Raw genomic sequence first — 26,150 nt, 5'->3', positions numbered from 1 at the left:
CTCAGCGACACACCCACCAACGGCCCATATCCAGGTGGAAGTGGTTGCGGTGCGCGGCGTTGTAGTCCGGGCCCAGCACGACATTGAAATCATCACAGGCACTGTCGCGGACCTGACGCAGGAACCGCGCCTTATCGCCCTCCCCCGGCCAGTCCTTGAGCACGCTGATGCTGCGCCCATCCGCCAGGCGAAAGCCGGCAATATCCAGCGCATTGGCCGACGCATGCTGGCTGAGTCGCCCTTCGGCACGGTTATACATATTGCGACAGGCAAAGCTGCCCAGGTGATCGACCCGCGTCACTGCCTGGCCGAATACCGACTGGGCCGCCGGTTGCAAGCTGTGACGCTCAAACAGGGCGAACGCCACCGCCAGTGGGCAACTGGCGAGAAAACTGCTGCTCAGCCCCACCGCCGAACCCTGTACGCGCAAGGTATTGCGCAGGGGGCAAGCGGCATCTGCCGGCGAGTCCGCCTGATGACTGACGCGCAGGCCCGAGGTTCCCAGCACCTGGTCGCACAATGCCGGGTCATCCTGCAGACGACCCAATTTGTAGCGGGTCAACACGTTGGGGGTGGCCCGCACGTCCAGCGGCGCCCACGGGTTCCAATCGGCCGGCAGTGGGCCCCATCCACGCCAGACACCCACGGCAACGGCACCCGCCAGGATCAGCAGCGTGCCCATGACTTTGAAAAAACGCACCGCCTAGCCCTTGAAGAACTGGTTGGCCTGACTGAACGGCATCTTGCGCTCGGTAAAGGTGAACGTGCCCCGTTCATACATTTCCTGGGCTGCGCGATAGAACTCACCATAGGCGGCCAACGCCAGCGCCGAGCCGACGCTGATCCGCCGCACGCCCATCTCGCTCAACTGCGCAACGCTCAGGTTCAAGCCGCCGGACATCAACACATTCACCGGCTTGGGCGCCACGGCCTTGACCACCGCCAGCACTTCCTCGGCACTGCGCAGGGCCGGCGCATACAGCACGTCGGCACCGGCTTCGGCGTAGGCTTGCAGACGGCGGATGGTGTCGGGCAAATCCAGGCGGCCATGCAGGAGGTTTTCCGCACGGGCCGTCAGGGTGAAGGCAAAAGGCAGGCTGCGGGCGGCGGCGACGGCGGCTTCCACACGCTCGACCGAAAGATCGAAGGGATAGATCGGGTCGGCGGCAATGCCGGTGGCGTCCTCGATGGAGCCGCCGACAATGCCGACTCCCGCTGCGCGCAGGATGGTCTGGGCGCAGCCTTCAGGGGTGTCGCTGAAGCCGTTTTCCAGGTCGGCGGCCACCGGCAACTTGGTGGCGTTGGCGATCATACCGGCATTGACCAACGTCTCCTCCAGGGACAACGCGCCTTCCGCATCCGGTCGCCCCAGGCTGAACGCGTAGCCTGCACTGGTGGTGGCCAGCGCTTCGAAACCCAGGCTGGCCAACATTACAGCGGAGCCCGCATCCCACGGGTTGGGCATCACGAATGCGCGGTCACGCTCATGCAAGGCCTTGAAGGTTTCGGCGCGAAGGGTTTGGGCATCCATGTCGGGCTCCTGGCGGAAAAAGGAGCCCTAGAGTAACCCCAGTTGCTCCACGGCGGGGGCACGATCCAGCACGGGCAGGGGCTGCAGGCCTGGTAGGCGCGCCATCAGTTGATCGTGGAAACGCAGGGCCAGTTGCGCGGCCAGGCGGTTATCCGAGGTGTGCAGGAACACGTAGGGGGTGCGCCCTTCTTCGATCCAGCCCGCGACTTTTTCCACCCATGGCATCAGGAACGAATCGTTGGCCTCCAATTCGGGATGGCCAATAAAGCGTACCTGGGGAAACTGCGTCAGCGCCGCCGGGCGGGGTGGCACCTTGGGCTTTTTGGATTGGGCGTGCAGCACGGCGGCCGAGGTGGACGTGCAACTGAACAACGCACGCGGATCCAGGCAGATGCGCTCCACGCCGCGGTCACGCAACAAACGGTTAAGCATGCGCTCGGCCTCCCCCTTGGCGAAGAATTCCAGGTGGCGCACTTCCACCGCCATCGGCCGCTCCAGGCCATCGATGAAGCCTGCCAACTCCCCCAGGCGCTGCGGGGTGAAAGACGCGGGCAGTTGCAACCACAGCGGCGATACCCGCTCCCCCAACGGACTCATCAGGCCCACGAAGCTTTCCGCTGCCGGTAGCTGCTCGATCAGGTTGCCACTGTGGCTGATATCACCGGGAAATTTGGCGGTGAAGCGAAAGTCCTCAGGCATGATTTCGGCCCAGCGCTGCACGGTGGCGGCGGAGGGGCGGGCGTAAAACGTGGTATTGCCTTCAACGGCGTTGAAGACCTGGGAGTACAGCGCGAGGTAATCGCTGGAACGGGCATCGGCGGGGTACAGGTACTCGCGCCAGGCATTTTCACTCCAGGACGGGCAACCGAGGTAGTAAGGCAGACGCATCAGATATGGACGTCGAGGCCCAGCACTTCCATATCCCATTCGACAAAGCCGGCGGTGGTCAGGTAGCTGGCCAGGGCGGTGGCGACGCTTTTGCTCATGGAGCGCGGGAAGACCATGTCTTGCTGACGGGCGGGAAGACCGCTGATACGGGCTTGGGCGTTGGCTTGCGCATCGGCCTGGACTTCGATGAAGTCCGGCGAGTCCTCGACCGACTCATCCACCGTGACGTTCGCCTTACGCGGCTTGCGCTTGATTGGGTAAGACTGTGAGGAAAAGCCATCAATACGCATGGGCGCGAACTCGCTATCAGTAATGGCATTTTGGCAGCACCGTCCGTAGTGCGCAAATGCTCTGGTGATAACTAGAACACATAATTTGAAAAAGGTTTAAAACCCAGGGGGAATTCTGACGATTGGTGCAAGTTTGGGGGATTTTAGCGCTGCTTCGCAGCCCAATGCGGGGCAAGCCCGCTCGCCACAACCAGCCCGCTCGCCACAATTAAAGGCCGCGCTCTGCCTTGGTCTGCGCCACTTTATCGCGCAGATAGACCGGCGCCGCCTGGTCGGCCGGAATCGCCTCGCCACGCTCAAAGGCAAAACGTGCCAATGTCAGCAAGTCCTCGGCGTGAGGCAACATCGCCGCGTCCTGGCCCACCAACGGCACAGCGAGGCGCTCGCCATACCCCCAACCAGTACCAGCCCCGAACCAATCGCCGCTGGCGTCGGCTGGCAATTGCGATGACTCCGGCGGTTGCACGGCTTCCACGCCGACCAGACGCATCTCGCCCGCCGTTTCGCGGTAGCAGCCCCAATAGACTTCATCCATGCGCGCATCGATAGCCGCCGCCACCTGACGCGCGCCATGTTCACGCAAGGCGCGCTGAGCCAGCACGGCCAGGTTGGACACCGGCAACACCGGACGCTCCAGCGCAAACGCCAGGCCCTGCACCACGCCAATGGCGATACGGACACCCGTGAATGCACCCGGTCCGCGACCGAAGGCGATGGCATCGACCGCAGCCAGAGTGGTGCCGGCATCTTCCAGCAGTTGCTTGATCATCGGCAACAGCTTCTGCGCGTGCAGGCGCGGGATCACCTCGTAGTGGCTCGTTACCTTGCCATCGTGCAGCAAGGCAACGGAGCAAGCTTCAGTCGCGGTGTCCAGGGCCAGCAGGGTGCTCATTGGTGTAGGTGTCCAAGTCGAAAAAAAGTGCGCCAGTATAAACAACAACGGCCCGCAAGCGGGCCGTTATCCATGAAGCCGGTCGAGGGATCAGCTCAGTGCTTGCAGCACTTTGGCGGTGATCGCCTCAACCGAGCCGACGCCAGGAATGTGGCTGTACTTCGGCTTGCCTTGGGCGGCGGACAGCTTCTGGTAGAAGTCCACCAGCGGCTTGGTCTGGGAATGGTAGACCGACAGGCGATGACGCACGGTTTCTTCGGTGTCGTCTTTGCGCTGCACCAGGTCTTCGCCGGTGACGTCGTCCTTGCCTTCCACCTTTGGCGGATTGTAGACGGTGTGATACACGCGGCCCGAGGCTTCGTGGACGCGACGACCGGCGATACGCTGGACGATTTCTTCGTCTTCAACCGCGATTTCGACCACGGCATCCAGCTCGACGCCGGCCTTCACCAGGGCTTCAGCCTGGGGAATGGTGCGCGGGAAGCCGTCAAACAGGAAACCGTTCTTGCAGTCTTCCTGGCTGATGCGTTCCTTGACCAGGTTGATGATCAAGTCATCGGAAACCAGGCCACCGCTGTCCATCACGCTCTTGGCGATCAGGCCCAGCTCGGTGCCGGCCTTGACGGCCGCGCGCAGCATGTCGCCGGTGGAGATTTGTGGAATGCCGAATTTTTCAGTGATGAACTTTGCCTGAGTACCTTTACCGGCCCCGGGAGCTCCCAGCAGAATGACGCGCATTGATGTGCTCCTCAATTTTTTATAGAGATGACGCTCGGATTCGCCGCGGCGGGCCAATCGCGTAAAAATAGAATTCGGGCCGCCCAAACGGCCAAAGGCTGATCAAGATACACAGCAGGCCTTAAGCACACAAGCCGCCAAAAGTCGCAGGAACCCGTGCAGCGCTTACGTCATAGGTAGGGTGTGCCTGGGTGCAACCGGCGCCATAAACGCCGACCGCCCTTTTCAGGGCGGCCGCCGTGGTTTACCTGCAAGCCGTTGAGAACACGCAAAAAACCTTAGCCGGTATTACGCAAACCGGCGGCAATACCGGCCACGGAGACCAGCAGCGCCTGTTCCAGAGGGCTGTCCTGTGCCGCTTCCTGCTGGCGCGAACGCGCCAGCAACTCGGCCTGCAACAGGTGCAGCGGGTCGAGGTAGGTGTTGCGCAGGCGGATGAACTCCAGGGTGTCCGGGCTATGGGCCAGCAGCTGCGACTGGCCAGTCAGGCCAAGCACCACCTTGCAGGCCTGCGACAATAGGTCGCGCAAATGCGCACCCAGTGGCAACAGGTTCGGCTGCACCAGACGCTCGTCATACAGGCGGGCGATGTCGGCATCGGCCTTGGCCAGCACCATTTCCAGCATGTCGATGCGGGTGCGGAAGAACGGCCACTGCTCACGCATCTGCCCCAGCAAGTCGCCTTCACCACGTTCCAGGGCCTTGCTCAGCGCCGCTTCCCAGCCCAGCCAGGCGGGCAGCATAAGACGGGTCTGGGTCCAGCCGAAGATCCACGGAATCGCACGCAGGCTTTCAATCCCGCCCGCACGGCGCTTGGCCGGGCGGCTGCCCAACGGCAAACGGCCCAGCTCTTGTTCCGGCGTGGACTGGCGGAAATACTCGACGAACTGCGGATTCTCGCGCACCACGGCGCGGTAAGCGCTGACACCGTCTGCCGCCAATTCGTCCATCAAATGGCGCCAGGCCGATTCGGGCGGCGGCGGTGGCAACAGGGTCGCCTCCAACACGGCGGCCAGGTAAAGATTGAGATTCTGCTCGGCAATATCCGGCAAGCCGAACTTGAAGCGGATCATCTCGCCCTGTTCGGTGGTACGGAAGCGCCCCGCCACCGACCCAGGCGGCTGCGACAGGATCGCCGCGTGGGCCGGGCCGCCGCCACGCCCCACGGTGCCACCACGACCGTGGAACAACAGCAGTTCCACTTGCTGTTCACGGCAGATATCCACCAGGCGTTCCTGCGCCCGGTACTGCGCCCAGGCAGCGGCAGTGGTGCCGGCGTCCTTGGCCGAATCCGAGTAGCCGATCATCACTTCCTGCGGGCCTTGCAGCCGCGCGCGGTAGCCCGGCAGCAGCAACAGTTGCTCGATCACCGGGCCGGCGTTATCCAGGTCGGCCAGGGTTTCGAACAGCGGCACCACGCGCATCGGCCGTTGCACGCCTGACTCTTTAAGCAGCAACTGCACCGCCAGCACGTCCGACGCAGCGCCGGCCATGGAGATGACATACGAGCCCAGGGACGCCGCCGGGGCCGCGGCGATTTCCTTGCAGGTGTTGAGCACCTCGGCGGTATCCGCCGACGGTTTGAAATAACCCGGCAGCAACGGTCGACGGTTGGCCAGCTCCTTCATCAGGAAGCTGATGCGCATCTCTTCGTTCCAGTCCTCGTAGCGACCGAGACCAAGATAATCGGTGATTTCGGTCATGGCCGCGCAATGGCGACTGGAATCCTGGCGCACATCCAACCGCACCAGGAACAGGCCGAAAGTCACCGCCCGCCGCAGGCAATCGAGCAACGGCCCATCAGCGATCACGCCCATGCCGCATTCGTGCAGCGACTGGTAGCACAGCTCCAGCGGCTCCAGCAGGTCGCGGTTGTTCTGCAATACCTCGGCAGGCGCTGGCGTGCTGCTGCTCAACGCCGTATGCGCCCATTGGCGCGTGGCACGCAGGCGTTCACGCAGTTGCTTGAGCAAGGCACGATAGGGTTCGACGCTGTCGCCGACCCTGGCCTGCAACGCCGGGCTGGCGCGCTGCATCGACAGCTCGGAGGCCAGGTGATCGATATCGCGCAAGTACAAGTCGGCCGCCATCCAGCGCGCCAGCAGCAACACTTCGCGGGTGACCGGTGCAGTGACATTCGGGTTGCCGTCACGATCGCCGCCCATCCACGACGCAAAGCGGATCGGCGCCGCTTCCAGCGGCAAGCGCAGGCCTGTGGCGGCGTGCAGGGCCTGGTCGGCCTTGCGCAGGTAATTGGGAATAGCGTGCCACAGCGAATGCTCGATCACCGCGAACCCCCACTTGGCTTCGTCTACCGGCGTGGGCCGGGTGCGGCGGATTTCTTCGGTATGCCAGGCCTCGGCGATCAAGCGTTGCAGGCGTTGGCGGATCTGCTCACGCTCGGCCGTGGTGAGGTCGCGGTGATCCTGCAGTGCCAATTGGGCGGCGATGGCATCGTATTTCTGGATCAGGGTGCGGCGTGCCACTTCAGTGGGGTGGGCGGTGAGGACCAGTTCGATCTCCAGGCGCCCCAACTGGCGGGCCAGGGATTCGTTGCTGTGGCCTTCGGCTTGCAGGCGCGCCAGCAACTCAGGCAATACGCGGGATTCGAAGGGTGCCGGCTGCGACTCATCGCGTCGATGAATCAGCTGATACTGCTCGGCAATGTTGGCCAGGTTGAGGAACTGGTTGAAGGCACGGGCGACCGGTAGCAGCTCATCTTCCTGCAACTGGTTGAGGCTGGTGCTCAGTTCATCGCCTGCGCCACGGCGGTCGGCCTTGGCGCCCTTACGGATCTGCTCGATCTTGTCGAGGAAATCATCGCCGTATTGCTCTCGAATGGTGTTGCCCAACAGCTCACCCAGCAGGTGAACATCCTCACGCAAGCGTGCATCGATATCACTCATCAGCCAATCTCCAGCCAGAAATCCGGGACGCGCAGGTTTGCCAGAGTGCCGCCAGCGCTCATTTATGACAAGACTTTAAACCTTGCGAGTTGCAGCTAGTCTCAACACTAAGTCGCCGCGTTTATCCGCGCGAGCGGCGGGTCACTCATCACCGCCTGCTATCGCGGGCTTTACTGAGGTTGCCATGAAAATCCGAGAACTGGCCCAGCATTGGGAAGAGAACGCCAAGGGTCGCCTGACCAAGACCGAGTACGCCATCCATCTGGATGTGGAAGCTGCGGCACGCCTGGCAGCGATCGCCGAGATGTACCCCAAGCGCAGCACCGAAGAACTGCTCGGCGAACTGATCGGCGCCGCACTGGAAGAGCTGGAAGCCAGCTTTCCGTACATCAAGGGGCAGCAGGTGATCGCGACTGATGAAGAGGGCGACCCGCTGTACGAAGATGTCGGCCCTACTCCGCGCTTTCTGACGCTGTCGCGTCGCTATCTGCATGACTTATCAACGAGCGGCGACAAACCGAAACACTGAAATCCTAGCGCATCCCCCTTGTATTCCGGGCTCTTTACGAGCCCGACGTACCGCCGCGCAACGCAGAAGTTCCAAGTTTTTTCGCTGACCAGACAGTCAGATATTTTTTTAGGCAAATCGCCATCTTCTCTGAACTTTTGAAAAAAGCCTCCGGTCACAGCCAGTAAGCCATCACTTGGAACGGCCGTTTTAAAGGGCTTTTTGTACATCACCCTGAAGCCCCAGCCGAGTACCAGTGACATGGATTTTGATGTTTTTCAGGAGTTATCCAATGGAGTTGAAGACGATGAAGACCAGCACTGCCAAATCCTCGTTTAACCACCTGCGCGGGCTCAAATTGGCCGCGCTGGCAATCGGCACCAGCTTCGTTCTGGCGGGCTGCGCCGGCAACCCTCCGACCGAGCAGTACGCGGTGACCCAGTCCGCAGTCAACAGCGCAGTCAGCGCTGGCGGCACTGAGTTTGCGGCTGTGGAAATGAAGTCGGCCCAGGACAAGCTCAAAGAAGCTGAAATCGCCATGCACGACAAGAACTACGACAAAGCTCGCCAGTTGGCTGAACAAGCCGAGTGGGACGCTCGCGTCGCAGAGCGCAAGGCCCAGGCTGCCAAGGCTCAACAGGCTGTGAAGGATTCCCAGAAGGCTGTTGACGAACTGCGTAGGGAAGGCATGCGTCCGGCTGCTATCCAGCAGAAGTAAGACGCCCCTTGACTGCTTCGCACTTGATATCGAATTGAAAGGACGACACGACTATGCGTAAACAATTGATGATCCCTGCCCTGCTGGCGATGAGCGTTGCCCTGGCGGCCTGCTCCACCCCGCCTAACGCGAACCTGGAAAACGCACGGACCAACTTCTCTTCCCTGCAGACCAACCCGCAGGCCACCAAGCTCGCGGCGCTGGAGACCAAAGACGCCAGCGAATGGCTGGACAAGGCAGACAAGGCCTACCGCGACAAGGAAGACGAGAAGAAAGTTGACCAACTCGCCTACCTGACCAACCAGCGCGTTGAAGTGGCCAAAGACACCATCGTGCTGCGCGAATCCGAAGCCAAGCTGAAAAATGCCGGTGACGAACGCGCCCGCGCCCTGCTGGAAGCCCGTGACGCACAGATCAAACAACTGCAAGACAGCTTGAACGCCAAGCAGACCGATCGTGGCACCCTGGTGACCTTCGGTGACGTGCTGTTCGCCACCAACAAGTCCGACCTGAAATCCAGCGGCCTGGTGAACATCACCAAGCTGGCGCAGTTCCTGCGCGATAACCCGGACCGTAAAGTGATCGTCGAAGGCTACACCGACAGCACCGGTTCCGATGCGTACAACCAGAGCCTGTCGGAGCGTCGTGCGGCCTCCGTACAACGCGCACTGGCGCAACAGGGCGTGGATATCTCGCGCATCGTGACCCAGGGCTATGGCAAGGAATACCCGGTTGCCGATAACGGCAGCGTATCGGGCCGCGCCATGAACCGCCGCGTTGAAGTGACCATCTCCAACGACAACCAGCCGGTCAAGCCACGGTCTTCCGTCGCTAACTGATCGCTGGATGCACTAAAAAGCCCCATCTATATATAGACGGGGCTTTTTCATTTCTTGTGTATTTGAAAGGCCTTGAGATTTCAGTAATTAACACCGATGTGGCGATTGCCGTTCTGACCAGAGTTAATATAGCTGCTGAAGCCCCCGGAGTTACCGTTGTTCCCGTAGTTTCCGTAGTTGCTGGAACCCCCGTAATACCCCGGCGATTCCATCCAGCGCCCAATCATCTCGTTGCCGTTCTGCCCATGATTTTCATAGCGACTGCGCGCGCCGCCATTTCCGTTATTGCCGTAGTTGCCATAATTTCCGCTATCGCGACTCACCTGGGAGCCCCTCCATACCCGTTGCCCTCCGAAGGGCTTCCAAGTGTATTCATCGGGAGAGAAGGTGTTGAAGTGATTGTAATGTTGATATCGCGACATTAATAGTTGAGTCATCTTGACACCCTATACAAACTAAATAATTTATAAAATCACGACATAATAAGCTGCACTGTACAGTCCGAACTACGCCGTCACCTGTAGTGGTGCATCGCAGCACAGTTCGTTTCGGGCGTCCTTAAAAACAAAACACCCTATGTACGTGAGTGCGTTACTAATACGGTCAAGGCCTTGACGCGTCAGGCTTGAATACCGTGGGCCAGGCGATGCTGGTTGAATCTGGCGCTTGCAGAGTTTCGAAGATTGCCATTACTGCCATGATTGGCATAACGACTGTCACTTCCGCTGTTACCGTTATTTCCATAATTTCCGAAATTGCCGTTATTCATACTGCCGTTGCCGCTATTGACATGCACACCCACCTGCGCCGATTTAACATCCCCGACACGCACATAATTGGTGTTGAATACATACTTGATATAGTTGACCGTATGCGGCTGCTTCAAAACCGACGGCTGAGCCCCAGGCGTCCGCCCCCTATGCTGGACTATCCGGTGATTCGCAGGTTGAACGCCAGCGTAACGGGGTCGCTGGCTTGGTTGATACCCGGGATAATGATATGTATTACTTCCACACCGCCCACCTGTACCCTGCCCCATGACAACATTCCATGCGGTGTTAATAGTCGCGAGGGTATTCGTGAATACCGTACTCATCAACGAGTCCAATCTCATCGTGCTACTCCAAATGTATTTTCCATGAGTCCGGGTATGATTTCCTGACCGATATAGCAGTGGTCGTCGATAACTATCGGTTCCCAACCGTATCTCCTGGTAATAAATTATGGAGCAGCGCGTTCAGTCACTTCCTCCCTACCGCTGATGAGTCGATTGGAGAGAAACAAAAAACCCATCAAAAATGATGGGTTTTCTCACACTTAGAATTTGATCTGACTTTTGTCGCTTTCGAAGCCTGCATACCCAGGTTTCTCTTGGCACTGCTCCCCCCGATCCTTTTGCGCGATGTCATCGGCGCCCCCTCCAAGCGCTTCAACGAGCTCCTGCATCCTGGACATCTCCAACCACCTGTCTATCGCACTTATCTCGCCTAACTTGACCATGATTCTCCCCCGGCTGGCCGTTCGCAAATTTCCATCACGAACGCTGACAAGCCATTGAGTGGCCGCCTACGCGAAACGGTTCCAGATATTTCAGGCGCGATGCGTCCGGCTTACTGCTGGAGTTGTGGTGTTTCCTGTCCCAGGCAGCGCACAGCCTGTTTCTTGTTATTCACCAGCACACCGCTCAAGCCTTTCTGCTCAGTGTCGAACATCACCAGTACACCATCCACGCACTGCGCCACCTGGGCAGCTGGCGTCAGGGAGATCTTGTAGTCCTCGCCAGGCACGGTCTTGAGCAGGGTGAAGTCGCTGAGCAACAACGCATCTTCCGGCTTGGCGAAGTGCAGGTAGCCGTAGTACCACAGGCAACCTACCGTACCGATGATGGTGCCGATACCGGTGAGGATCAGCGGGATCATGTTGCGTTCTTCACTCATTGCGGGCTCTCTGATGAGTCAACTTTAGGAATCGGATAATTCGGGATTTCGCCCAGGCGACGCAGACCGTTGAAATGCTGAGGATCATCCAGGTAACGCAGCATCACGGTTTGCCAGGTCTTGTCGGCAAAGGTCTGCACATGGCCGCCTCGGGTCAGTTGCAACACCCTGGGTGGCGGTGCGGCCTGGTACAGGCGGATCCCGTTGGCTACCGGCACGATCGGGTCATCCAGGCTGTGGAACAGCAGTTTGGGTACACCTGTCAGCTGGGGCATGGCATGGATGGCGCTGTCGGCGTCCGGGACCAGCCAGGACAACGGCACCTGAAACGGCCATGTTAACCAGGAGGTACTCAGGGCGAATTGTCCTACGTCACGATAACTGGCGGGCACGCCGTCCAACACCAGCGCCTTGAGCCGCGATTGGCGCTCAGGGTGGGCGGCCAGGTAGTGCACCGCCAATGCGCCGCCCAGGCTCTGGCCCAGTACTATTAACGGCTGGCCCTGGGTTTCAGGAGCCTTGTCGATCCATTGGAACGCCGCGTCCACATCCTGGTAGATCGCCGGCAACGACGGCTTCCCCTCCGACAAGCCATAACCGCGATAGTCCACCAACAGCACTTGGTAGCCCTGCTCGGGCAACCACCAACTGCCGCCCAGATGCCAGGCCAGATTGCCGCCGTTGCCATGCAGGTGCAGCACCGTTCCCTTGAGCGGCACTCCGGGTTTGGCCGGTAGCCACCAGGCGTGGAGCTTTACGCCGTCGGCTGTGGTGAGGGTGACGTCACGGTAGTGAAGGTGAGCTTTTTCCGGCGTGAACGGCAGGCCGGGCTCGGGGTAGAACAGCAGGGAACTGCAGCCGTTCAATGTGAGTAGCAGGCACAGAATGCCGAGGATTCTCATCCGTTGAAGCCTCGCGAATAGCACGGTTTAAAGGATATTGGAGTAATCCGCCTCGATCCGATCCAGGCTCAGGTGGTTGAGGAAGTTGGAGAAGCACATCCACGCCGCCAGCGCGTTCATGTCGCGGAACTGCTCGGGCAGGTACTTGGGTGGCACCACCAGGCCTTCGTCGACCAGTTGGCGCAGAGTACGCATGTCTTCCAGGGTGGTCTTGCCGCAGAACAGCAGCGGCACTTGTTCCAGCTTGCCTTTGCGCACGGCCAGCTGGATGTAGTTGTAGACCATGATAAAGCCCTTGAGGTAGGACAGGTCCTTGGTGAACGGCAGACCGGTCGGCACCGAACCACGGAAAACACGACTGGCGTTGCCGTAGCTTTCAGCCATCTCAAAGCCTTGCTCGCGGAAGAACTCGAACACCTGCAGGAAGTCGGCGCCCTCTTCCACCATATGGATGGCGCGGGTGCGGTTGGTCAACTTGCGCAGGCGGCTCGGGTAGGAGGCGAAGGTGATGATCTCCATCAAAATCGCCAAACCTTCCTGGGTCACGGTGGACGAGGGCGGGCCCTTGGACAGGAAGGTGCAGATCGGCTGGTTCTGGCCATTGAGGGTAGTGCCGACATGCACCAGGCCTTCATGCACTTCCAGGGCGCGCACATCGCGGTCGTTGAACATCGCGTCGGCGCGGATCTTGATGTAGTCGGCGCCCGCTGCGGCGTCAGCGACAATACCGTCGGACTCGAACACGCGGATGGTCTCTTCGGCCTCACCGAATACCTTGTTCAGGCGGGTTTGCAACAAGGCGACGGCGTCCTTGGCGGTGAGGTTCTTGGCCTCATCCTTCAGGTCACCACGGCCGTCGATATTGTTAAGGTAATCGGACAGCATCAGGCCCAAGTCAGCCAGAGTCGGGTCGCCGGCGTGAAACGCATCGGAGGCAGCGCCATACAGTTCCTGGGAAATCAGGCCGAAATCCTCGGTACCACGCGCTTCGAGCATGCGCACCACCATGCGGTATTCCTTGCACATGCGGCGCATGATCTGCCCCACCGGGCTGAACTGGCCGAGGCAGCGGGTGATGTCGCGCTCGATGTTCTGGAACTCCAGCTTCACCGCGCTGGAGTCGAACGACAGTGGCCGATTGAGGTAGTAGTCGCGGCTCACCGCCGGCATTTCCTTGCCCTTGGCCTTTAGGAATCCCTGGCGAATGTTTTCGTCCCACTTCACGGCGTCGAGGACGCGAATCGGTGTTTGCGCCAGCACAATGCGATCAGACAAGGTGCGTATCGTCTGCTGGTAATCGTCCACCCGGTGCTTCCTCTTTAAACGTTATTTGCCCGCGCGCTGGTAGCGCACGGCTTCCACGAATACATCGGCATTGGCCGGGTCATCCAGGTAGGCAAACACCTGGTCCAAGGGACTGTCGACCAGCACCCCGGCGCCCTCGACCGTGTCCACGGTGCTGCCGTGCAACGCCTGCTGGCCTATCGCTTGGTGGATCTGCTCAAGGTCGAGGTTGTAGACCACCAATTCGTGCTTTTCGTTGATCTCAAACCCCGCCAGGATGAAATGCCCACCCAGCTTGGCCGGCAGCGGCGCCGACAAATACCAGCGGCTGCCATGGCGCGAAACGCTAAACAGGTATTCGTCACGCTGGCCGGGCTTGGCTGTAGGGTAGCTCACGGCTTTATAGCGGTGTTCACCAACGGCACTGATATGCAGATTGAGCGGCTCGCCCCAGGCATTTTTGCTCGACCACTGGCCGAGCAGGGCCGGCGGCGCGGCCTCATGGGCTGGCAGCGGGTCCTTGAAGGTCACCAGGCAACCGCTGAGCAGCAGGAACGACAAGGCGATTGCAACCACACGCCAGGCTTTCATTGGACATCCCCCGGTGTCAGACCGAAGCCAACACCAAATGCATATAGCGCTTGAGGATCTCAAGCATCTCTTCACCGGTCAGAGGCTCTGCGCTGCCCAGCAGGCCCTGATATTCCATCCGACTGATTATCGCCGTCAACACTTTGGCATCCTGTTGCGGCTCGCGCGAGCCCAACACCTGGAAGAACTGCCCGGTCCCCTGCAACAGAATCTGCTGGTGGGAACGCACCAACTCCGCCAGGCGCGGGTTGAGCAGGGCTTCCTGGCGAAACGCCTGCTCGGCCATCAGGTGTTCACGGCGGTTGGTCAATTGGCGCAGGACGTAATCAGCGGTCAGCCGTGCAATGTCATCGGCCAGTTGTGAACGCGATTCGGGGCTGCCATCGCCATAGGCGACCATTTCGCGCAGCAGGCCTTCGTTACGCACCCACAGCTTGCCCATGAATGCGGCGCTGCGCTCGACGTATTGGGCGAAGGTATCGGTGAGCAGGTCATCGATATCCTTGAAGTAATAGGTGGTGGCGGACAGGGGCACGCCCGCCTCCGCCGCCACCGCTCGATGGCGCACGGCCCGTACGCCGTCACGTACCACGATGCGCATGGCCGCATCGAGAATGTCTTGCCTGCGTTGCTCGCTGCCCCGACGACTGGCCTTGCGGCCCTGGTACTGGACGCTTTCAGCCACGGCAGCGGCAATGCCGGCGGCGCCTTCTTGAGCGGTTACGCGGTTCACGACACACATCCTTGAATAGATCAAAACCTGGCGCTGTTTGCTTGACGCTTATTAACGCCACATAAAAAAGCCGCCTTATAAAAGGCGGCTTCGGATTTCGCTACGGTTACGCTTGTGGCCGCATGTGCGGGAACAAGATCACGTCGCGGATCGATGGCGAGTTGGTCAGCAGCATCACCAGGCGGTCGATGCCGATCCCTTCACCGGCGGTCGGCGGCATGCCGTATTCCAGGGCGCGGACGAAGTCGGCATCGTAATGCATGGCTTCGTCGTCGCCGGCGTCCTTGTCGGCCACCTGGGCCATGAAGCGCTCGGCCTGGTCTTCCGCGTCGTTCAACTCGGAGTAGGCGTTGGCGATCTCACGGCCGCCGATGAACAGCTCGAAACGGTCAGTGACGTTCGGGTTGTCGTCGTTGCGACGGGCCAGCGGCGACACTTCGAACGGGTACTGGGTAATGAAGTGCGGCTGTTCCAGCTTGTGCTCCACCAACTCTTCGAAAATCATCACCTGCAATTTGCCCAGGCCTTCGAAGCCCAGCACCTTGGCGCCGGCTTTCTTGGCGATGGCGCGGGCCTTGTCGATGTCGTTCAGGTCGTCGGCGGTCAGTTCAGGGTTGTACTTGAGGATCGAGTCGAACACCGACAGGCGCACGAACGGCTCGCCGAAGTGGAACACCTTGTCGCCGTACGGCACGTCGGTGCTGCCCAGGACCAGCTGCGCCAGTTCGCGGAACAGTTCTTCGGTCAGGTCCATGTTGTCTTCGTAGTCGGCGTAGGCCTGGTAGAACTCCAACATGGTGAATTCTGGGTTGTGACGGGTCGAAACGCCTTCGTTACGGAAGTTGCGGTTGATCTCGAAGACTTTTTCGAAGCCGCCAACCACCAGGCGCTTGAGGTACAGCTCCGGCGCGATACGCAGGAACATTTCCATGTCCAGGGCATTGTGGTGGGTTTCGAACGGCTTGGCTGCGGCGCCGCCAGGAATGGTCTGCAGCATCGGCGTTTCGACTTCCAGGAAGTCGCGCTTCATCAGGAAGCTGCGGATGTGCGCGATCACTTGCGAACGCACGCGGAAGGTCTGGCGTACTTCTTCGTTGACGATCAGGTCCACGTAGCGCTGGCGGTAGCGCTGTTCGGTGTCGGTCAGGCCGTGGTGCTTGTCCGGCAGTGGGCGCAGCGACTTGGTCAGCAGGCGCACGTTGGTCATTTCCACGTACAGGTCGCCCTTGCCGGAACGGGCCAGGGTGCCTTCGGCGGCGATGATGTCGCCCATGTCCCAGGTTTTCACCGAGGCCAGGGTTTCTTCCGACAAGGTCTTGCGGTTGACGTAGACCTGGATACGCCCGGTCATGTCCTGGATCACCATGAACGAGCCACGGTTGAGCATGATGCGACCTGCCACCTTGACCGGGATCGCAGCCTCTGCCAGTTCTTCCTTGGTCTTGTCCGCGTACTGTTTCTGCAAGGCATCGCAGTAGTTTTCGCGGCGGAAGTCGTTGGGAAAGGCATTGCCCTTGGCGCGCTCGGCAGCAAGCTTTTCCTTGCGCAGGGCGATCAGGGAGTTTTCTTCCTGTTGCAGGGCTTGCGGGTCGAGTTGTTGGTCGCTCATGTCTTTTGAAATTCCATCACAGATACGTTTTCCCCAGCCTTCGGCTGGGGATCGCGGGCAAGCCCGCTCCTACAAGGTTCTTTAGAGGCCGGATTTCAGGCTGGCTTCCAGGTATTCGTCGATATCGCCGTCGAGCACCTTGTCACAGTCGCTGCGTTCGATGTTAGTGCGCAGATCCTTGATCCGCGACGCATCCAGCACATAAGAGCGGATCTGGTGACCCCAGCCGATGTCCGACTTGGTGTCTTCCAGCGCCTGGGATGCGGCGTTGCGTTTCTGCATTTCCTGCTCGTACAACTTGGCCCGCAGCATTTTCATGGCGGTGTCCTTGTTGGCGTGCTGGGAACGTTCGTTCTGGCAGCTGACCACGGTGTTGGTCGGTACGTGGGTGATACGTACGGCCGAGTCGGTGGTGTTTACGTGCTGGCCACCGGCACCGGAGGAGCGGTAGGTGTCGATGCGCAGGTCGGCCGGGTTGATCTCGATCTCGACCTTGTCGTCGATCTCCGGCGAGACGAACACCGCGCAGAACGAGGTGTGGCGACGGTTGCCGGAGTCGAACGGGCTCTTGCGCACCAGGCGGTGCACGCCGATTTCGGTACGCAGCCAGCCAAAGGCGTACTCACCCTTGATGTGCACGGTCGCGCCCTTGATTCCGGCAACTTCACCGGCGGACAGCTCCATGATGGTCGCTTCGAAACCGCGCTTGTCCGCCCAGCGCAGGTACATGCGCAACAGGATGTTGGCCCAGTCCTGGGCCTCGGTGCCGCCGGAACCGGCCTGGATGTCCAGGTAGGCGTTGTTCGGGTCCATTTCATGGCTGAACATGCGGCGGAATTCGAGTTTGGCGAGGTTTTCCTCGAGACGGGCCAGCTCGGCGACGACATCGCCCACTGCGCCTTCGTCGTTTTCTTCGACGGCCATGTCCAGCAGGTCACGGCAATCGGCCAGACCGGTGTTCAGCTCGTCGAGGGTATCGACGATCTGCGCCAGCGCAGCGCGCTCGCGCCCCAGTTCCTGGGCGTATTCAGGTTTGTTCCAGACAGCAGGATCTTCAAGCTCGCGATTGACTTCGGTCAGACGCTCATGCTTTTGATCGTAGTCAAAGATACCCCCGAATAGTTTCGGAGCGCTCGGACAGGTCCTTGATGGTGTTAAGGATCGGGTTGATTTCCATGGCGGGCAGCACTCGTTGGCGAACTTTTGAAAGCCGGCGAGTATAACGGCAAATGGGGGGGAACGGCAGTCCGCTGGGCGAAAAGGCAGGATTTGTACACAACCCAAGACCCATCAAGATCCCAATGTGGGAGGGGGCTTGCCCCCTCCCACATTGAATGGGGTAAGACTTCAGGTCACTCGATACCGACCTGATTGCGCCCATTATGCTTGGCCGTATACAACCCCTTGTCCGCCGCCACAATCACCTGCCGACAATCCGTGCCCTGCTGCGGCGTCATCGTGGACAAACCAATACTGATAGTCAGGCTGGAACCCTCGGTCGGCGCGATGTGCGGAATTTTCAGCGCGGCAACGGCCATGCGCAGTTTTTCCGCCACCAACCGCGCTCCGCCCGGCGAGGTGTTAGGCAGCACCAGGGCAAACTCCTCACCGCCATAGCGCGCCGGCAAATCCGAAGGCCGACTGCTGGCCTCTCGGATGGTCGCCGCAACCTTGCGCAAAGCCTCGTCACCTTCGACATGCCCGAAGCTGTCGTTGTAAGTCTTGAAGAAATCCACATCAATCATCAACAACGACAACTGAGTCTGGTCACGCATGGCACGCCGCCATTCCAGTTCCAGGTACTCGTCGAAATGGCGACGGTTGGACAGCCCGGTGAGGCCATCGGAGTTCATCAGCCGTTGCAGCACCAGGTTGGTGTCCAGCAGTTGTTGCTGGCTGACCCGCAACGCACGGTACGCCGCATCCCGCTGCAACAGGGTCATATAGGAGCGCGAGTGATAGCGAATGCGCGCCACCAATTCGATATTATCCGGCAACTTCACCAGGTAATCATTGGCCCCGGCCGAAAACGCCGCGCTCTTGATCAGCGGGTCTTCCTTGGTGGAAAGCACGATGATCGGGATATTCTGCGTGGCCGGGTGGTTGCGGTATTCGCGCACCAGGGTCAGGCCATCGAGGCCGGGCATTACCAGGTCTTGCAGGATAACGGTCGGCTTGATGCGGATCGCCTGGGCAATCGCCTGGTGCGGATCGGCGCAGAAGTGGAAGTCGATATTTTCTTCATGGGCCAGGCCACGCCGCACGGCTTCGCCGATCATGGCCTGGTCGTCGACCAATAACACCATGGCGGCATTTTCGTCGGTCTTGATGTCGTCGATCTGTAAATCATTCATGTGCAGTCACCTGAATTACTGCCTGCAAGCCAGCACCGCGAGAGGCCTTGTTCATTTGGCAAAGACCTCCAGCAATCGGGGCGCAATTCTATCCAGTGGGCGAATTTCAACAGCAGCATCTATCGCCGCCGCCGCTTTGGGCATGCCGTACACCGCCGAGCTCTGCTGATCCTGGGCGATGGTCAAATAACCTTGTTCACGCAGCAATTTCAGGCCCTGGGCCCCGTCGCGCCCCATGCCGGTCAGCAGTACGCCGACGGCATCGCCATTCCAGTGGCTGGCCACGCTTTCGAAAAACACGTCGATCGACGGCCGGTAAATCTCGTTCACCGGCTCTGCCGTATAGGCTAGCGTGCCATTCTTCAATAAACGAATGTGGTGGTTGGTACCGGCCAGCAGCACCACCCCGCTTTGCGGTGGCTCACCCTCGCGGGCCAGGCGTACCGGCAGGCCGGAGGCGCTGCTCAGCCACTCGGCCATGCCGGCGGCGAACACCTGGTCCACATGCTGCACCAGCACGATGGCGGCGGGAAAGTCCTGGGGCAAGCCCTTGAGCAGGATTTCCAGGGCAGCCGGGCCACCTGCCGAAGACCCGATGGCCACCAGGCTCTGGCGTTTTCCGGTAGTCCGCGGCGTGACGGTTTCGGCGCGTACACGGCTGCCGCGCTGGCCGATCAGCCAGCCGATATTGAGGATCTTGCGCAGCAGCGGCGCCGCCGCATCCTTGGGATTGCCCACGCCCAGCGTCGGCGTGTCCACCACGTCCAGGGCGCCATGGCCCATGGCTTCGAACACCCGGCTGACGTTGGCCTGGCGGTCGACGGTCACGATGACGATGGCGCACGGGGTCTCGGCCATGATCTGGCGGGTAGCCTCCACGCCGTCCATCACCGGCATGATCAGGTCCATCAGGATCAGGTCCGGGGTCAGCTCGGCGCAGCGCTGCACCGCTTCCAGGCCGTTGCTGGCCACCCACACCACTTCGTGCGCGGGCTCGAAACTCAAGGCGCGGCGCAGGGCCTCTACCGCCAGGGGCATGTCATTGACGATCGCAATCCTCATGCCCGTGCGCCTCCGATCAGTTCCACTACGGCGTCCAGCAGGGCGTCATCGTGGAAACTGGCTTTGGCTAAATAATAGTCGGCGCCGGCGTCCAGTCCACGACGTCGGTCTTCTTCACGGTCTTTGTAGGACACCACCATCACCGGCAACGATTGCAGGCGACTGTCACGGCGCAAGAGTGTGACCAATTCAATACCGTCCATACGAGGCATATCAATATCAGTGATCAACAGGTCAAAGTCTTCGGAACGCAAGGCGTTCCAGCCGTCCATCCCATCGACCGCCACGGCCACTTCATAACCACGATTAAGCAGCAATTTGCGTTGCAGTTCGCGCACTGTCAGCGAGTCGTCCACCACCAGCACCCGCTTGCGCGGTGCCTCGGTGGTTTGCTGGCTGCGCCGGGCAATGCGCTCCAAGCGGCCGGTGTTGAGCAGTTTGTCCACCGAGCGCAGCATGTCTTCGACGTCGACGATCAACACCACCGAGCCGTCGTCCAGCAAGGCACCGGCGGAAATATCCTGGACCTTGCCCAGGCGATCATCCAGCGGCAACACCACCAGCGTACGCTCGCCGACAAAGCGCTCCACGGCAATCCCATACACCGCATCACGCTCGCGGATCACCACCACTTTGAGGGTGTCCGACTGACTCTGCCCCGCCGGGCGTTGCAACAACTGGCTGGCGGCGACCAGCCCGACATGCCGGCCCTCGTGCCAGAAATGCTGGCGACCCTCCAGTTGCACGATGTCGTCGGGCGCCAGGTCGCACATGCGTTCGATATGGGCCAGCGGGAACGCGTAGGCTTCTTCGCCGACCTCCACCACCAGGCTGCGCACCACCGACAGGGTCAGCGGCACCTCCAGGTGGAAACGACTGCCCTGCCCTGCCGTTTGCTCCAGCACCACCGCACCACGCAGTTGGCGGACCATATGCTGCACCGCATCCAGGCCGACCCCGCGCCCGGACACTTCGGTGACCTTGTCGCGCAGGCTGAAACCCGGCAGGAACAGGAACGTCAGCAGTTCTTCTTCGCTCAGGCGCAGGGCGGTTTCCACCGGTGACAGGTGCCGGTCGACGATGGTGCCGCGCAGGCGCTCCAGGTCGACGCCATTGCCGTCATCGCTCAATTCCAGCACCAGCAACCCGGCCTGATGGGAGGCGCGCAGGCGGATCAAACCTTCCGCCGGCTTGCCCGCCAGCAGACGTTGTTCAGGCATTTCGATGCCGTGGTCGACGGCATTGCGCAATAAATGAGTGAGTGGCGCTTCGAGCTTTTCCAGCACGTCGCGGTCGACCTGGGTCTTTTCGCCTTCGATCTCCAGGCGTACCTGTTTGCCCAGGCTGCGACCGAGGTCGCGCACCATGCGCACTTGCCCGGCCAGCACATCGGCAAACGGGCGCATGCGACAGGCCAGCGCGGTGTCATACAGCACTTGGGCGCGCTGGCCGGCTTGCCAGCCAAACTCGTCCAGTTCAGCGGTTTTTTCCGCCAGCAGGGCCTGGGCTTCGCTGAGCAGGCGGCGGGTGTCGGCCAGGGCTTCCTGGGCTTCGAGCGGCAATTGTTGAGTCTTGAGTTGCCCGTCCAGCGTATCCAGCGCTCGCACGCTCTGGCTCTGAAGGCGCTTGAGACGCTGCAGGCTGGCCAGATACGGCTTGAGCCGTTGGGTCTCCACCAGGGATTTACTCGACAGGTCGAGCAGGCTGTTCAAACGCTCGGCGGTCACCCGCAGCACGCGCTCGCCGCCTTCGGTCATGCGTTTGTTCTGGCGTGGCGGCTCGGCGACCACCGGCGGCGCGGGCTCCGGTTCGGGTTCGGGCTCCGGCAGCAGTGTTTCGACGATGGGCGCCGGCTCTGGCACAGGCGCCTGGGACGGGTCCAGCAAGCGCTCCATCAACGCCACATAGGCGTCGATGTCAGCCGGCCCCACGTCATTGCCCGGCGTGGCGATGCGCATCAGCAGGTCGGTGCCTTGCAGCAGCGCATCGATATGCTCGGGTTGCAGGTACAGGCGACCTTCCTGGGCACTGACCAGGCAATCTTCCATGACGTGGGATACGCTGACCCCGGCGTCCACCCCAACGATCCGCGCGGCGCCTTTGAGCGAGTGCGCCGCGCGCATGCATGCTTCAAGCTGATCGGCCTGGGTCGGGTTGCGTTCCAGGGCCAGCAGGCCCGCGCTCAATACCTGAGTCTGCGCATCGGCTTCCAGGCTGAACAGTTCCAGCAGCGAGGCATCGCGCATCTGGTCGGGGGTCATGTGAGGCTCCGGGTCACGGCAGACAACAATTGCGCCTCGTCCAGCCAACGCAGGCTGCGGCCTTTCCACTGCAACACCCCTTGGGTGTAGCGCGCACTGGCCTGGGTGCCCGAGACCGAGGCGGCCTTCAAGGTGCGCTCATCGATGGCATGGATGCCGTCGACTTCATCCACCGGCACCACCACCGGACCATCCTGCGCGGCGATGATCAACATGCGCGGCATGATGCGCCCACCGCTGGCGCCGTTGCCGGTGGCATCCAGGCCCAGCAGTTCCACCAGCGACAGGCACGCCACCAGCGCACCACGGACATTGGCCACGCCGAGCAAGGCGCGGGAACGCTGGTGGGGCAGCGAATGAATCGGTTGCAGCGGCGCAACTTCCACCAGGCAGCGGGTGGCAATGCCCAGCCATTCCTCACCGAGGCGGAACATCAGCAGGGAGCGGGTGACCACGTCTTCGCCGACGTCAGCAGCGGCAACCGGACGATGATCATCCTGCTGCAAGGCATAGCGGTCCAGCAAACGTGTGGCCGCTGCCGAGTACACCGAGCAGTTGCGGCAGTGAATATGGTCCGCCAGCAGCGGGCAGGACTTGTCGCCATGGATGCCGATGCGGTTCCAGCAGTCGTCGATGGCTTGGGTATCGGCCAGGGTCAGGTCCAGCCCTGCGGTATCGAGTGCGTCGGTGTTACTCATCGTTTGGACTCACTGTCAGCTCGCTCACTCCGCGCGGCACGCGCCTGCAAGCGGCGCGCCCCCGCACTGTCGCCCTGGGACTCGAGCAACGCCGCCAGGTGCATCAAGGCCTGCGGGTGCTGGGGTTCCAGGTACAAGGCTTTTCGATAATAACCCTGGGCTTCCAGGGCGCTGCCGGCCACATCGCTGAGCAGCCCCAGCCAGTAGAACACCTGGGCGGCCGGCGGATGGTTACTCAAATACTGTTCGCATGCAGCGCGGGCTTCGGCGCTTTTGCCTTCGTTGGCCAGGGTAGCGATGCGGCTGAGCAAGTCGCCCGCATCGGTTTGCACCGTCTTGATCGGCACCACCTGGGCGCTGGCCTTGCTGAAAGGCCGTGGCTTGCTCGGGATCGGTGCCGCACTGCGTTGCGGGACGGGCGCGGCGCTCGGCACAAATACCGGCTCGGGCTTGACCGGCTCGGCATGCCGACTGAACGCAAAGGACTGCGGCACACCAATCGAACGCATGCCGTGGCGCCCCAGCAGGCTGCCCTCGGCCGGACCGATAAACAGCACGCCGTCCACGTGGGTCAGGCCCTTGAGCACCTCGAACACTTGTTTCTGGGTCGGCTGGTCGAAGTAGATCAGCAGGTTGCGGCAGAACACGAAGTCGTAGCTCGCCTCATTGGCCAGCAGTGTCGGGTCGAGCAGGTTGCCGACTTGCAGGCGCACCTGTTCGCGCACGCGGTCGGCAATGTGATAACCGTCACCGTACTCGGTGAAATGGCGGTCACGGAAGGCGATATCGCCGCCGCGAAAGGAGTTTTTGCCATACACCCCACGCCGTGCGCGCTCCACCGACAACGGGCTGACATCCACGCCCTGCACCTTGAACTGATGCGGCGCCAGCCCGGCGTCCAGCAACGCCATGGCGATCGAGTAAGGTTCTTCACCGGTGGAGCACGGCAGGCTGAGGATGCGCAGTGCGCGCATCTGCTTGATTTCGGCCAGGCGCGCCTTGGCCAGGCGGGCCAGGGTCGCAAAGGATTCGGGGTAACGGAAAAACCAGGTTTCCGGGACGATCACCGCTTCGATCAGCGCTTGCTGTTCATCCTGGGAGCTTTGCAGGTGCTGCCAGTATTCACCGGGGGTCTGCGCGTTGACCGCCTGAGTGCGTTGGCGCACCGCCCGCTCGATGATGGCTTCGCCGACCGAGGCAACGTCCAGGCCGATGCGTTCTTTCAGGAAGGCAACGAACCGCGGATCGTGGCTCATAGGCTCAACCCGGGGCAAAACAGCACGGCGCGCACGTCGTCGGTCAGCAGGTCATTCACGCCGATCCATTGCATCAGGCCCTGCGCATCGTCGCGCACCGGTCCCAGGTACGGCGCCTGGCGGTTGTCCAGGCCATAGGGCTGGAACTGGGCCGGGTCGCAGCGCAGGGTGTCGGTGGCCTGCTCCAGGATCAACCCCAGCCAACGCGGCTCGCGCCAGGGCTCTGGCTGGTAATTGACCAGCACCAGCCGCGTGCTGGTACGCGCCTGGGCAGCGGTGCCGAAAGTCAGGGCGCTGAGGTCGATCACCGGCACCAGCGCGCCGCGATGGGCAAAGATGCCCGCCACCCAGAGCGGCGCATGGGCAATCGGTTTCAATGGCAGGCGCGGCAGCACCTCGGCCACTTCCGTGGCCTTGAGGGCATAACGTTCGTTGCCGATGTGGAACACCAGGAACAACGCCTTTTTCGCTGCCGGGACGGCGCCGCGTTTAGCCGCGAGGTCGCTCATCAGACTTTGAAACGCGACACGCCGCTGCGCAGACCGACCGCCACCTGGCTCAGCTCATCGATGGCAAAGCTGGCCTGGCGCAGGGACTCGACGGTCTGGCTGCTGGCATCGCCCAGTTGCACCAGGGCGTGGTTGATCTGCTCGGCACCGGTGGCCTGGGCCTGCATGCCTTCATTGACCATCAACACCCGCGGCGCCAGCGCCTGTACCTGGTGGATGATCTGCGACAGTTGCTCGCCCACTTGCTGCACTTCGAACATGCCGCGGCGTACTTCTTCGGAGAACTTGTCCATGCCCATCACGCCCGCCGACACCGCCGACTGGATCTCGCGCACCATCTGCTCGATGTCGTAGGTGGCCACGGCAGTCTGGTCGGCCAGACGCCGCACTTCGGTGGCAACCACGGCAAAACCACGCCCGTATTCACCGGCTTTCTCGGCTTCAATGGCGGCATTCAACGACAGCAGGTTGGTCTGGTCGGCGACCTTGACGATGGTCACCACCACCTGGTTGATGTTGCCGGCCTTCTCATTGAGGATCGCCAGCTTGGCGTTGACCAGGTCGGCGGCGCCCATCACCGAGTGCATGGTTTCTTCCATGCGCGCCAGGCCTTGCTGGCCGGAACCGGCGGCAACCGAGGCCTGGTCGGCGGCGGTGGACACTTCGGTCATGGTGCGCACCAGGTCCTTGGAGGTGGCCGCGATCTCGCGGGAGGTAGCGCCGATCTCGGTGGTGGTGGCGGCAGTTTCGGTGGCGGTGGCCTGTTGCTGCTTGGAGGTGGCGGCAATCTCGGTCACCGAGGTGGTCACCTGCACCGACGAGCGCTGGGCCTGGGACACCAGGGCCGTGAGCTCGGTCATCATGTCGTTGAAGCCGGTTTCGACCGCGCCGAACTCGTCCTTGCGCTCCAGGTTCAAGCGTTTGCTCAGGTCACCGTCGCGCATGGTTTCGAGGATATCGACGATGCGCTGCATCGGCGCCATGATCGCGCGCATCAGCAGCAGGCCGCACAGGCCGGCAGCGAGGATTGCCAGGGCCAGCGATACAAACATGCTGATTTTCGCGGCGGATACTGCATCATCAATCGCGTTGGTCGCACGGTCGGCGACGTTCTTGTTCTCGGTGATGATGTCGTTGAGCTTCATGCGGCCTGCGACCCAGCTTGGCGTCATCTGCGTGTCGAACAGCTTGCGTGCGCCAGCTATGTCCTTGTTCTGCAGGCGCTCTACGACGGCAGCCAGCGCCTTGTTGTAGGCCTGGTGCTGGATTTCGAATTTATCGAACTCGGCCTGGTCCTCGCCTCCACTGATGGTCGCCTGGTAGTTGGCCATCTGCTGCAGGATGCGTGCTTCATAGGACTTGAAGTCGGCTTTGTCGGTGTCGGTGAGACCCTTGTCTTCACGCAGGCCGATCAACTCCAGGGTCTGCAGGTAACTGTCGACCCACGCGCTACGGATCATGGAGCTGAGGTAGACCCCGGGCACCGCGTCGTCGCGCACCGCGACTTCACTGGTTTCGATCTTCAGCAACCGTGAATAGGAGACCACGACCATTAACAGCATGATGGCGATAATGACCGCAAAACTTGCCAGGATGCGTTGGCGCAAGGTCCAGTTCTTCACAGTAATTCCTCGGAGGGCCATT

Annotated in this window: 26 protein-coding genes; 3 read left to right on the top strand and 23 right to left on the bottom strand. The window is 61.3% G+C overall.

The window, feature by feature from the left end; translation table 11 throughout:
- Nucleotide 1 precedes the first annotated feature (1 nt).
- From BFN10_RS05260 to ppc, 7 genes are all read right to left on the bottom strand, one after another.
- A complete protein-coding gene (locus tag BFN10_RS05260) occupies nucleotides 2-700 on the bottom strand; it encodes an extensin-like domain-containing protein (protein WP_071488780.1) in 699 nt (232 codons plus the stop codon).
- A gap of 3 nt (nucleotides 701-703) precedes the next feature.
- Nucleotides 704-1,531 (bottom strand): isocitrate lyase/PEP mutase family protein, encoded by an 828-nt coding sequence (locus BFN10_RS05255; protein ID WP_071488779.1) that lies wholly within the window; start codon nucleotides 1,529-1,531, stop codon nucleotides 704-706.
- A 27-nt stretch (nucleotides 1,532-1,558) separates the two neighbouring features.
- Nucleotides 1,559-2,419 carry a DUF72 domain-containing protein gene (locus BFN10_RS05250; RefSeq protein ID WP_071488778.1) on the bottom strand — a complete coding sequence of 287 codons (861 nt, stop codon included), beginning with the start codon at nucleotides 2,417-2,419 and terminating at the stop codon, nucleotides 1,559-1,561.
- Nucleotides 2,419-2,709 (bottom strand): hypothetical protein, encoded by a 291-nt coding sequence (locus tag BFN10_RS05245; RefSeq protein WP_071488777.1) that lies wholly within the window; start codon nucleotides 2,707-2,709, stop codon nucleotides 2,419-2,421. Before BFN10_RS05245 ends, BFN10_RS05250 begins: the two co-directional genes overlap by 1 nt.
- A gap of 208 nt (nucleotides 2,710-2,917) precedes the next feature.
- Complete coding sequence (gene tsaB / locus BFN10_RS05240) at nucleotides 2,918-3,601, bottom strand: tRNA (adenosine(37)-N6)-threonylcarbamoyltransferase complex dimerization subunit type 1 TsaB (protein ID WP_071488776.1); 684 nt, start codon at nucleotides 3,599-3,601, stop codon at nucleotides 2,918-2,920.
- A gap of 90 nt (nucleotides 3,602-3,691) precedes the next feature.
- A complete protein-coding gene (gene adk, locus BFN10_RS05235) occupies nucleotides 3,692-4,339 on the bottom strand; it encodes an adenylate kinase (protein ID WP_010212617.1) in 648 nt (215 codons plus the stop codon).
- 278 nt (nucleotides 4,340-4,617) lie between these two features.
- Nucleotides 4,618-7,245, bottom strand: coding sequence for a phosphoenolpyruvate carboxylase (gene ppc, locus BFN10_RS05230; protein ID WP_071488775.1), 2,628 nt, complete (start codon nucleotides 7,243-7,245; stop codon nucleotides 4,618-4,620).
- Between the two features lie 184 nt (nucleotides 7,246-7,429).
- Between ppc and BFN10_RS05225 the strand changes: the two genes are divergently transcribed.
- The 3 genes from BFN10_RS05225 (at nucleotide 7,430) to lptF (ending at nucleotide 9,310) form a co-directional block, all read left to right on the top strand.
- A complete protein-coding gene (locus tag BFN10_RS05225) occupies nucleotides 7,430-7,774 on the top strand; it encodes a pilin assembly protein (protein ID WP_071488774.1) in 345 nt (114 codons plus the stop codon).
- A gap of 271 nt (nucleotides 7,775-8,045) precedes the next feature.
- Complete coding sequence (locus BFN10_RS05220; RefSeq protein ID WP_071488773.1) at nucleotides 8,046-8,471, top strand: DUF4398 domain-containing protein; 426 nt, start codon at nucleotides 8,046-8,048, stop codon at nucleotides 8,469-8,471.
- Between the two features lie 53 nt (nucleotides 8,472-8,524).
- Nucleotides 8,525-9,310 (top strand): lipotoxin F family OmpA-related lipoprotein LptF, encoded by a 786-nt coding sequence (gene lptF / locus BFN10_RS05215; protein WP_071488772.1) that lies wholly within the window; start codon nucleotides 8,525-8,527, stop codon nucleotides 9,308-9,310.
- Between the two features lie 80 nt (nucleotides 9,311-9,390).
- On the opposite strand, the gene BFN10_RS05210 is transcribed toward lptF, so the two are convergent.
- From BFN10_RS05210 to BFN10_RS05130, 16 genes are all read right to left on the bottom strand, one after another.
- Nucleotides 9,391-9,747, bottom strand: coding sequence for a hypothetical protein (locus tag BFN10_RS05210; RefSeq protein ID WP_130898095.1), 357 nt, complete (start codon nucleotides 9,745-9,747; stop codon nucleotides 9,391-9,393).
- Between the two features lie 182 nt (nucleotides 9,748-9,929).
- The gene (locus tag BFN10_RS29165; RefSeq protein ID WP_130898094.1) at nucleotides 9,930-10,196 is read right to left on the bottom strand and encodes a hypothetical protein; all 267 of its coding nucleotides are present in this window, start codon (nucleotides 10,194-10,196) and stop codon (nucleotides 9,930-9,932) included.
- 724 nt (nucleotides 10,197-10,920) lie between these two features.
- Nucleotides 10,921-11,247, bottom strand: coding sequence for a PA3694 family proteiin (locus BFN10_RS05200; RefSeq protein ID WP_064054946.1), 327 nt, complete (start codon nucleotides 11,245-11,247; stop codon nucleotides 10,921-10,923).
- The gene (locus BFN10_RS05195) at nucleotides 11,244-12,149 is read right to left on the bottom strand and encodes an alpha/beta hydrolase (protein ID WP_071488769.1); all 906 of its coding nucleotides are present in this window, start codon (nucleotides 12,147-12,149) and stop codon (nucleotides 11,244-11,246) included. The genes BFN10_RS05200 and BFN10_RS05195 overlap by 4 nt, the downstream gene beginning before the upstream one ends.
- Before the next feature lie 27 nt (nucleotides 12,150-12,176).
- Nucleotides 12,177-13,454, bottom strand: coding sequence for a flavohemoglobin expression-modulating QEGLA motif protein (locus BFN10_RS05190; protein WP_071488768.1), 1,278 nt, complete (start codon nucleotides 13,452-13,454; stop codon nucleotides 12,177-12,179).
- Between the two features lie 21 nt (nucleotides 13,455-13,475).
- Nucleotides 13,476-14,024, bottom strand: a complete 549-nt coding sequence (locus tag BFN10_RS05185) for a hypothetical protein (RefSeq protein ID WP_071488767.1) — start codon at nucleotides 14,022-14,024, stop codon at nucleotides 13,476-13,478.
- A gap of 16 nt (nucleotides 14,025-14,040) precedes the next feature.
- Nucleotides 14,041-14,757, bottom strand: a complete 717-nt coding sequence (locus BFN10_RS05180) for a TetR/AcrR family transcriptional regulator (RefSeq protein ID WP_058425326.1) — start codon at nucleotides 14,755-14,757, stop codon at nucleotides 14,041-14,043.
- Nucleotides 14,758-14,863: 106 nt separating this feature from the next.
- Nucleotides 14,864-16,366 carry a lysine--tRNA ligase gene (gene lysS / locus BFN10_RS05175; protein WP_058425327.1) on the bottom strand — a complete coding sequence of 501 codons (1,503 nt, stop codon included), beginning with the start codon at nucleotides 16,364-16,366 and terminating at the stop codon, nucleotides 14,864-14,866.
- Nucleotides 16,367-16,447: 81 nt separating this feature from the next.
- A protein-coding gene (prfB, locus tag BFN10_RS05170) for a peptide chain release factor 2 (RefSeq protein WP_102591687.1) occupies nucleotides 16,448-17,543 on the bottom strand; the annotation gives its coding sequence in 2 pieces (ribosomal slippage) (nucleotides 16,448-17,470 and nucleotides 17,472-17,543; 1,095 coding nt in all).
- A 175-nt stretch (nucleotides 17,544-17,718) separates the two neighbouring features.
- Nucleotides 17,719-18,720: a diguanylate cyclase gene (locus tag BFN10_RS05160; RefSeq protein ID WP_012722554.1), complete on the bottom strand. Its 1,002-nt coding sequence runs from the start codon at nucleotides 18,718-18,720 to the stop codon at nucleotides 17,719-17,721.
- A 51-nt stretch (nucleotides 18,721-18,771) separates the two neighbouring features.
- A complete protein-coding gene (cheB, locus tag BFN10_RS05155; RefSeq protein ID WP_071488766.1) occupies nucleotides 18,772-19,782 on the bottom strand; it encodes a chemotaxis response regulator protein-glutamate methylesterase in 1,011 nt (336 codons plus the stop codon).
- Entirely contained in the window at nucleotides 19,779-22,043 is a 2,265-nt protein-coding gene (locus tag BFN10_RS05150) for a hybrid sensor histidine kinase/response regulator (RefSeq protein ID WP_071488765.1), read from the bottom strand. Before BFN10_RS05150 ends, cheB begins: the two co-directional genes overlap by 4 nt.
- Nucleotides 22,040-22,741 carry a chemotaxis protein CheW gene (locus BFN10_RS05145; RefSeq protein ID WP_071488764.1) on the bottom strand — a complete coding sequence of 234 codons (702 nt, stop codon included), beginning with the start codon at nucleotides 22,739-22,741 and terminating at the stop codon, nucleotides 22,040-22,042. The genes BFN10_RS05150 and BFN10_RS05145 overlap by 4 nt, the downstream gene beginning before the upstream one ends.
- Nucleotides 22,738-23,997, bottom strand: a complete 1,260-nt coding sequence (locus BFN10_RS05140) for a CheR family methyltransferase (protein ID WP_071488763.1) — start codon at nucleotides 23,995-23,997, stop codon at nucleotides 22,738-22,740. Before BFN10_RS05140 ends, BFN10_RS05145 begins: the two co-directional genes overlap by 4 nt.
- Nucleotides 23,994-24,506, bottom strand: a complete 513-nt coding sequence (locus tag BFN10_RS05135; protein WP_071488762.1) for a chemotaxis protein CheW — start codon at nucleotides 24,504-24,506, stop codon at nucleotides 23,994-23,996. The genes BFN10_RS05140 and BFN10_RS05135 overlap by 4 nt, the downstream gene beginning before the upstream one ends.
- A complete protein-coding gene (locus tag BFN10_RS05130; RefSeq protein WP_071488761.1) occupies nucleotides 24,506-26,128 on the bottom strand; it encodes a methyl-accepting chemotaxis protein in 1,623 nt (540 codons plus the stop codon). Before BFN10_RS05130 ends, BFN10_RS05135 begins: the two co-directional genes overlap by 1 nt.
- Nucleotides 26,129-26,150: the final 22 nt, after the last annotated feature.

The sequence above is a fragment of the Pseudomonas extremorientalis genome (assembly GCF_001870465.1).
Classification (GTDB): Bacteria; Pseudomonadota; Gammaproteobacteria; order Pseudomonadales; family Pseudomonadaceae; genus Aquipseudomonas; species Aquipseudomonas extremorientalis.
Note: the sequence above shows the minus strand (reverse complement) of the source record. Positions and strands in the feature narration are given on the sequence as shown.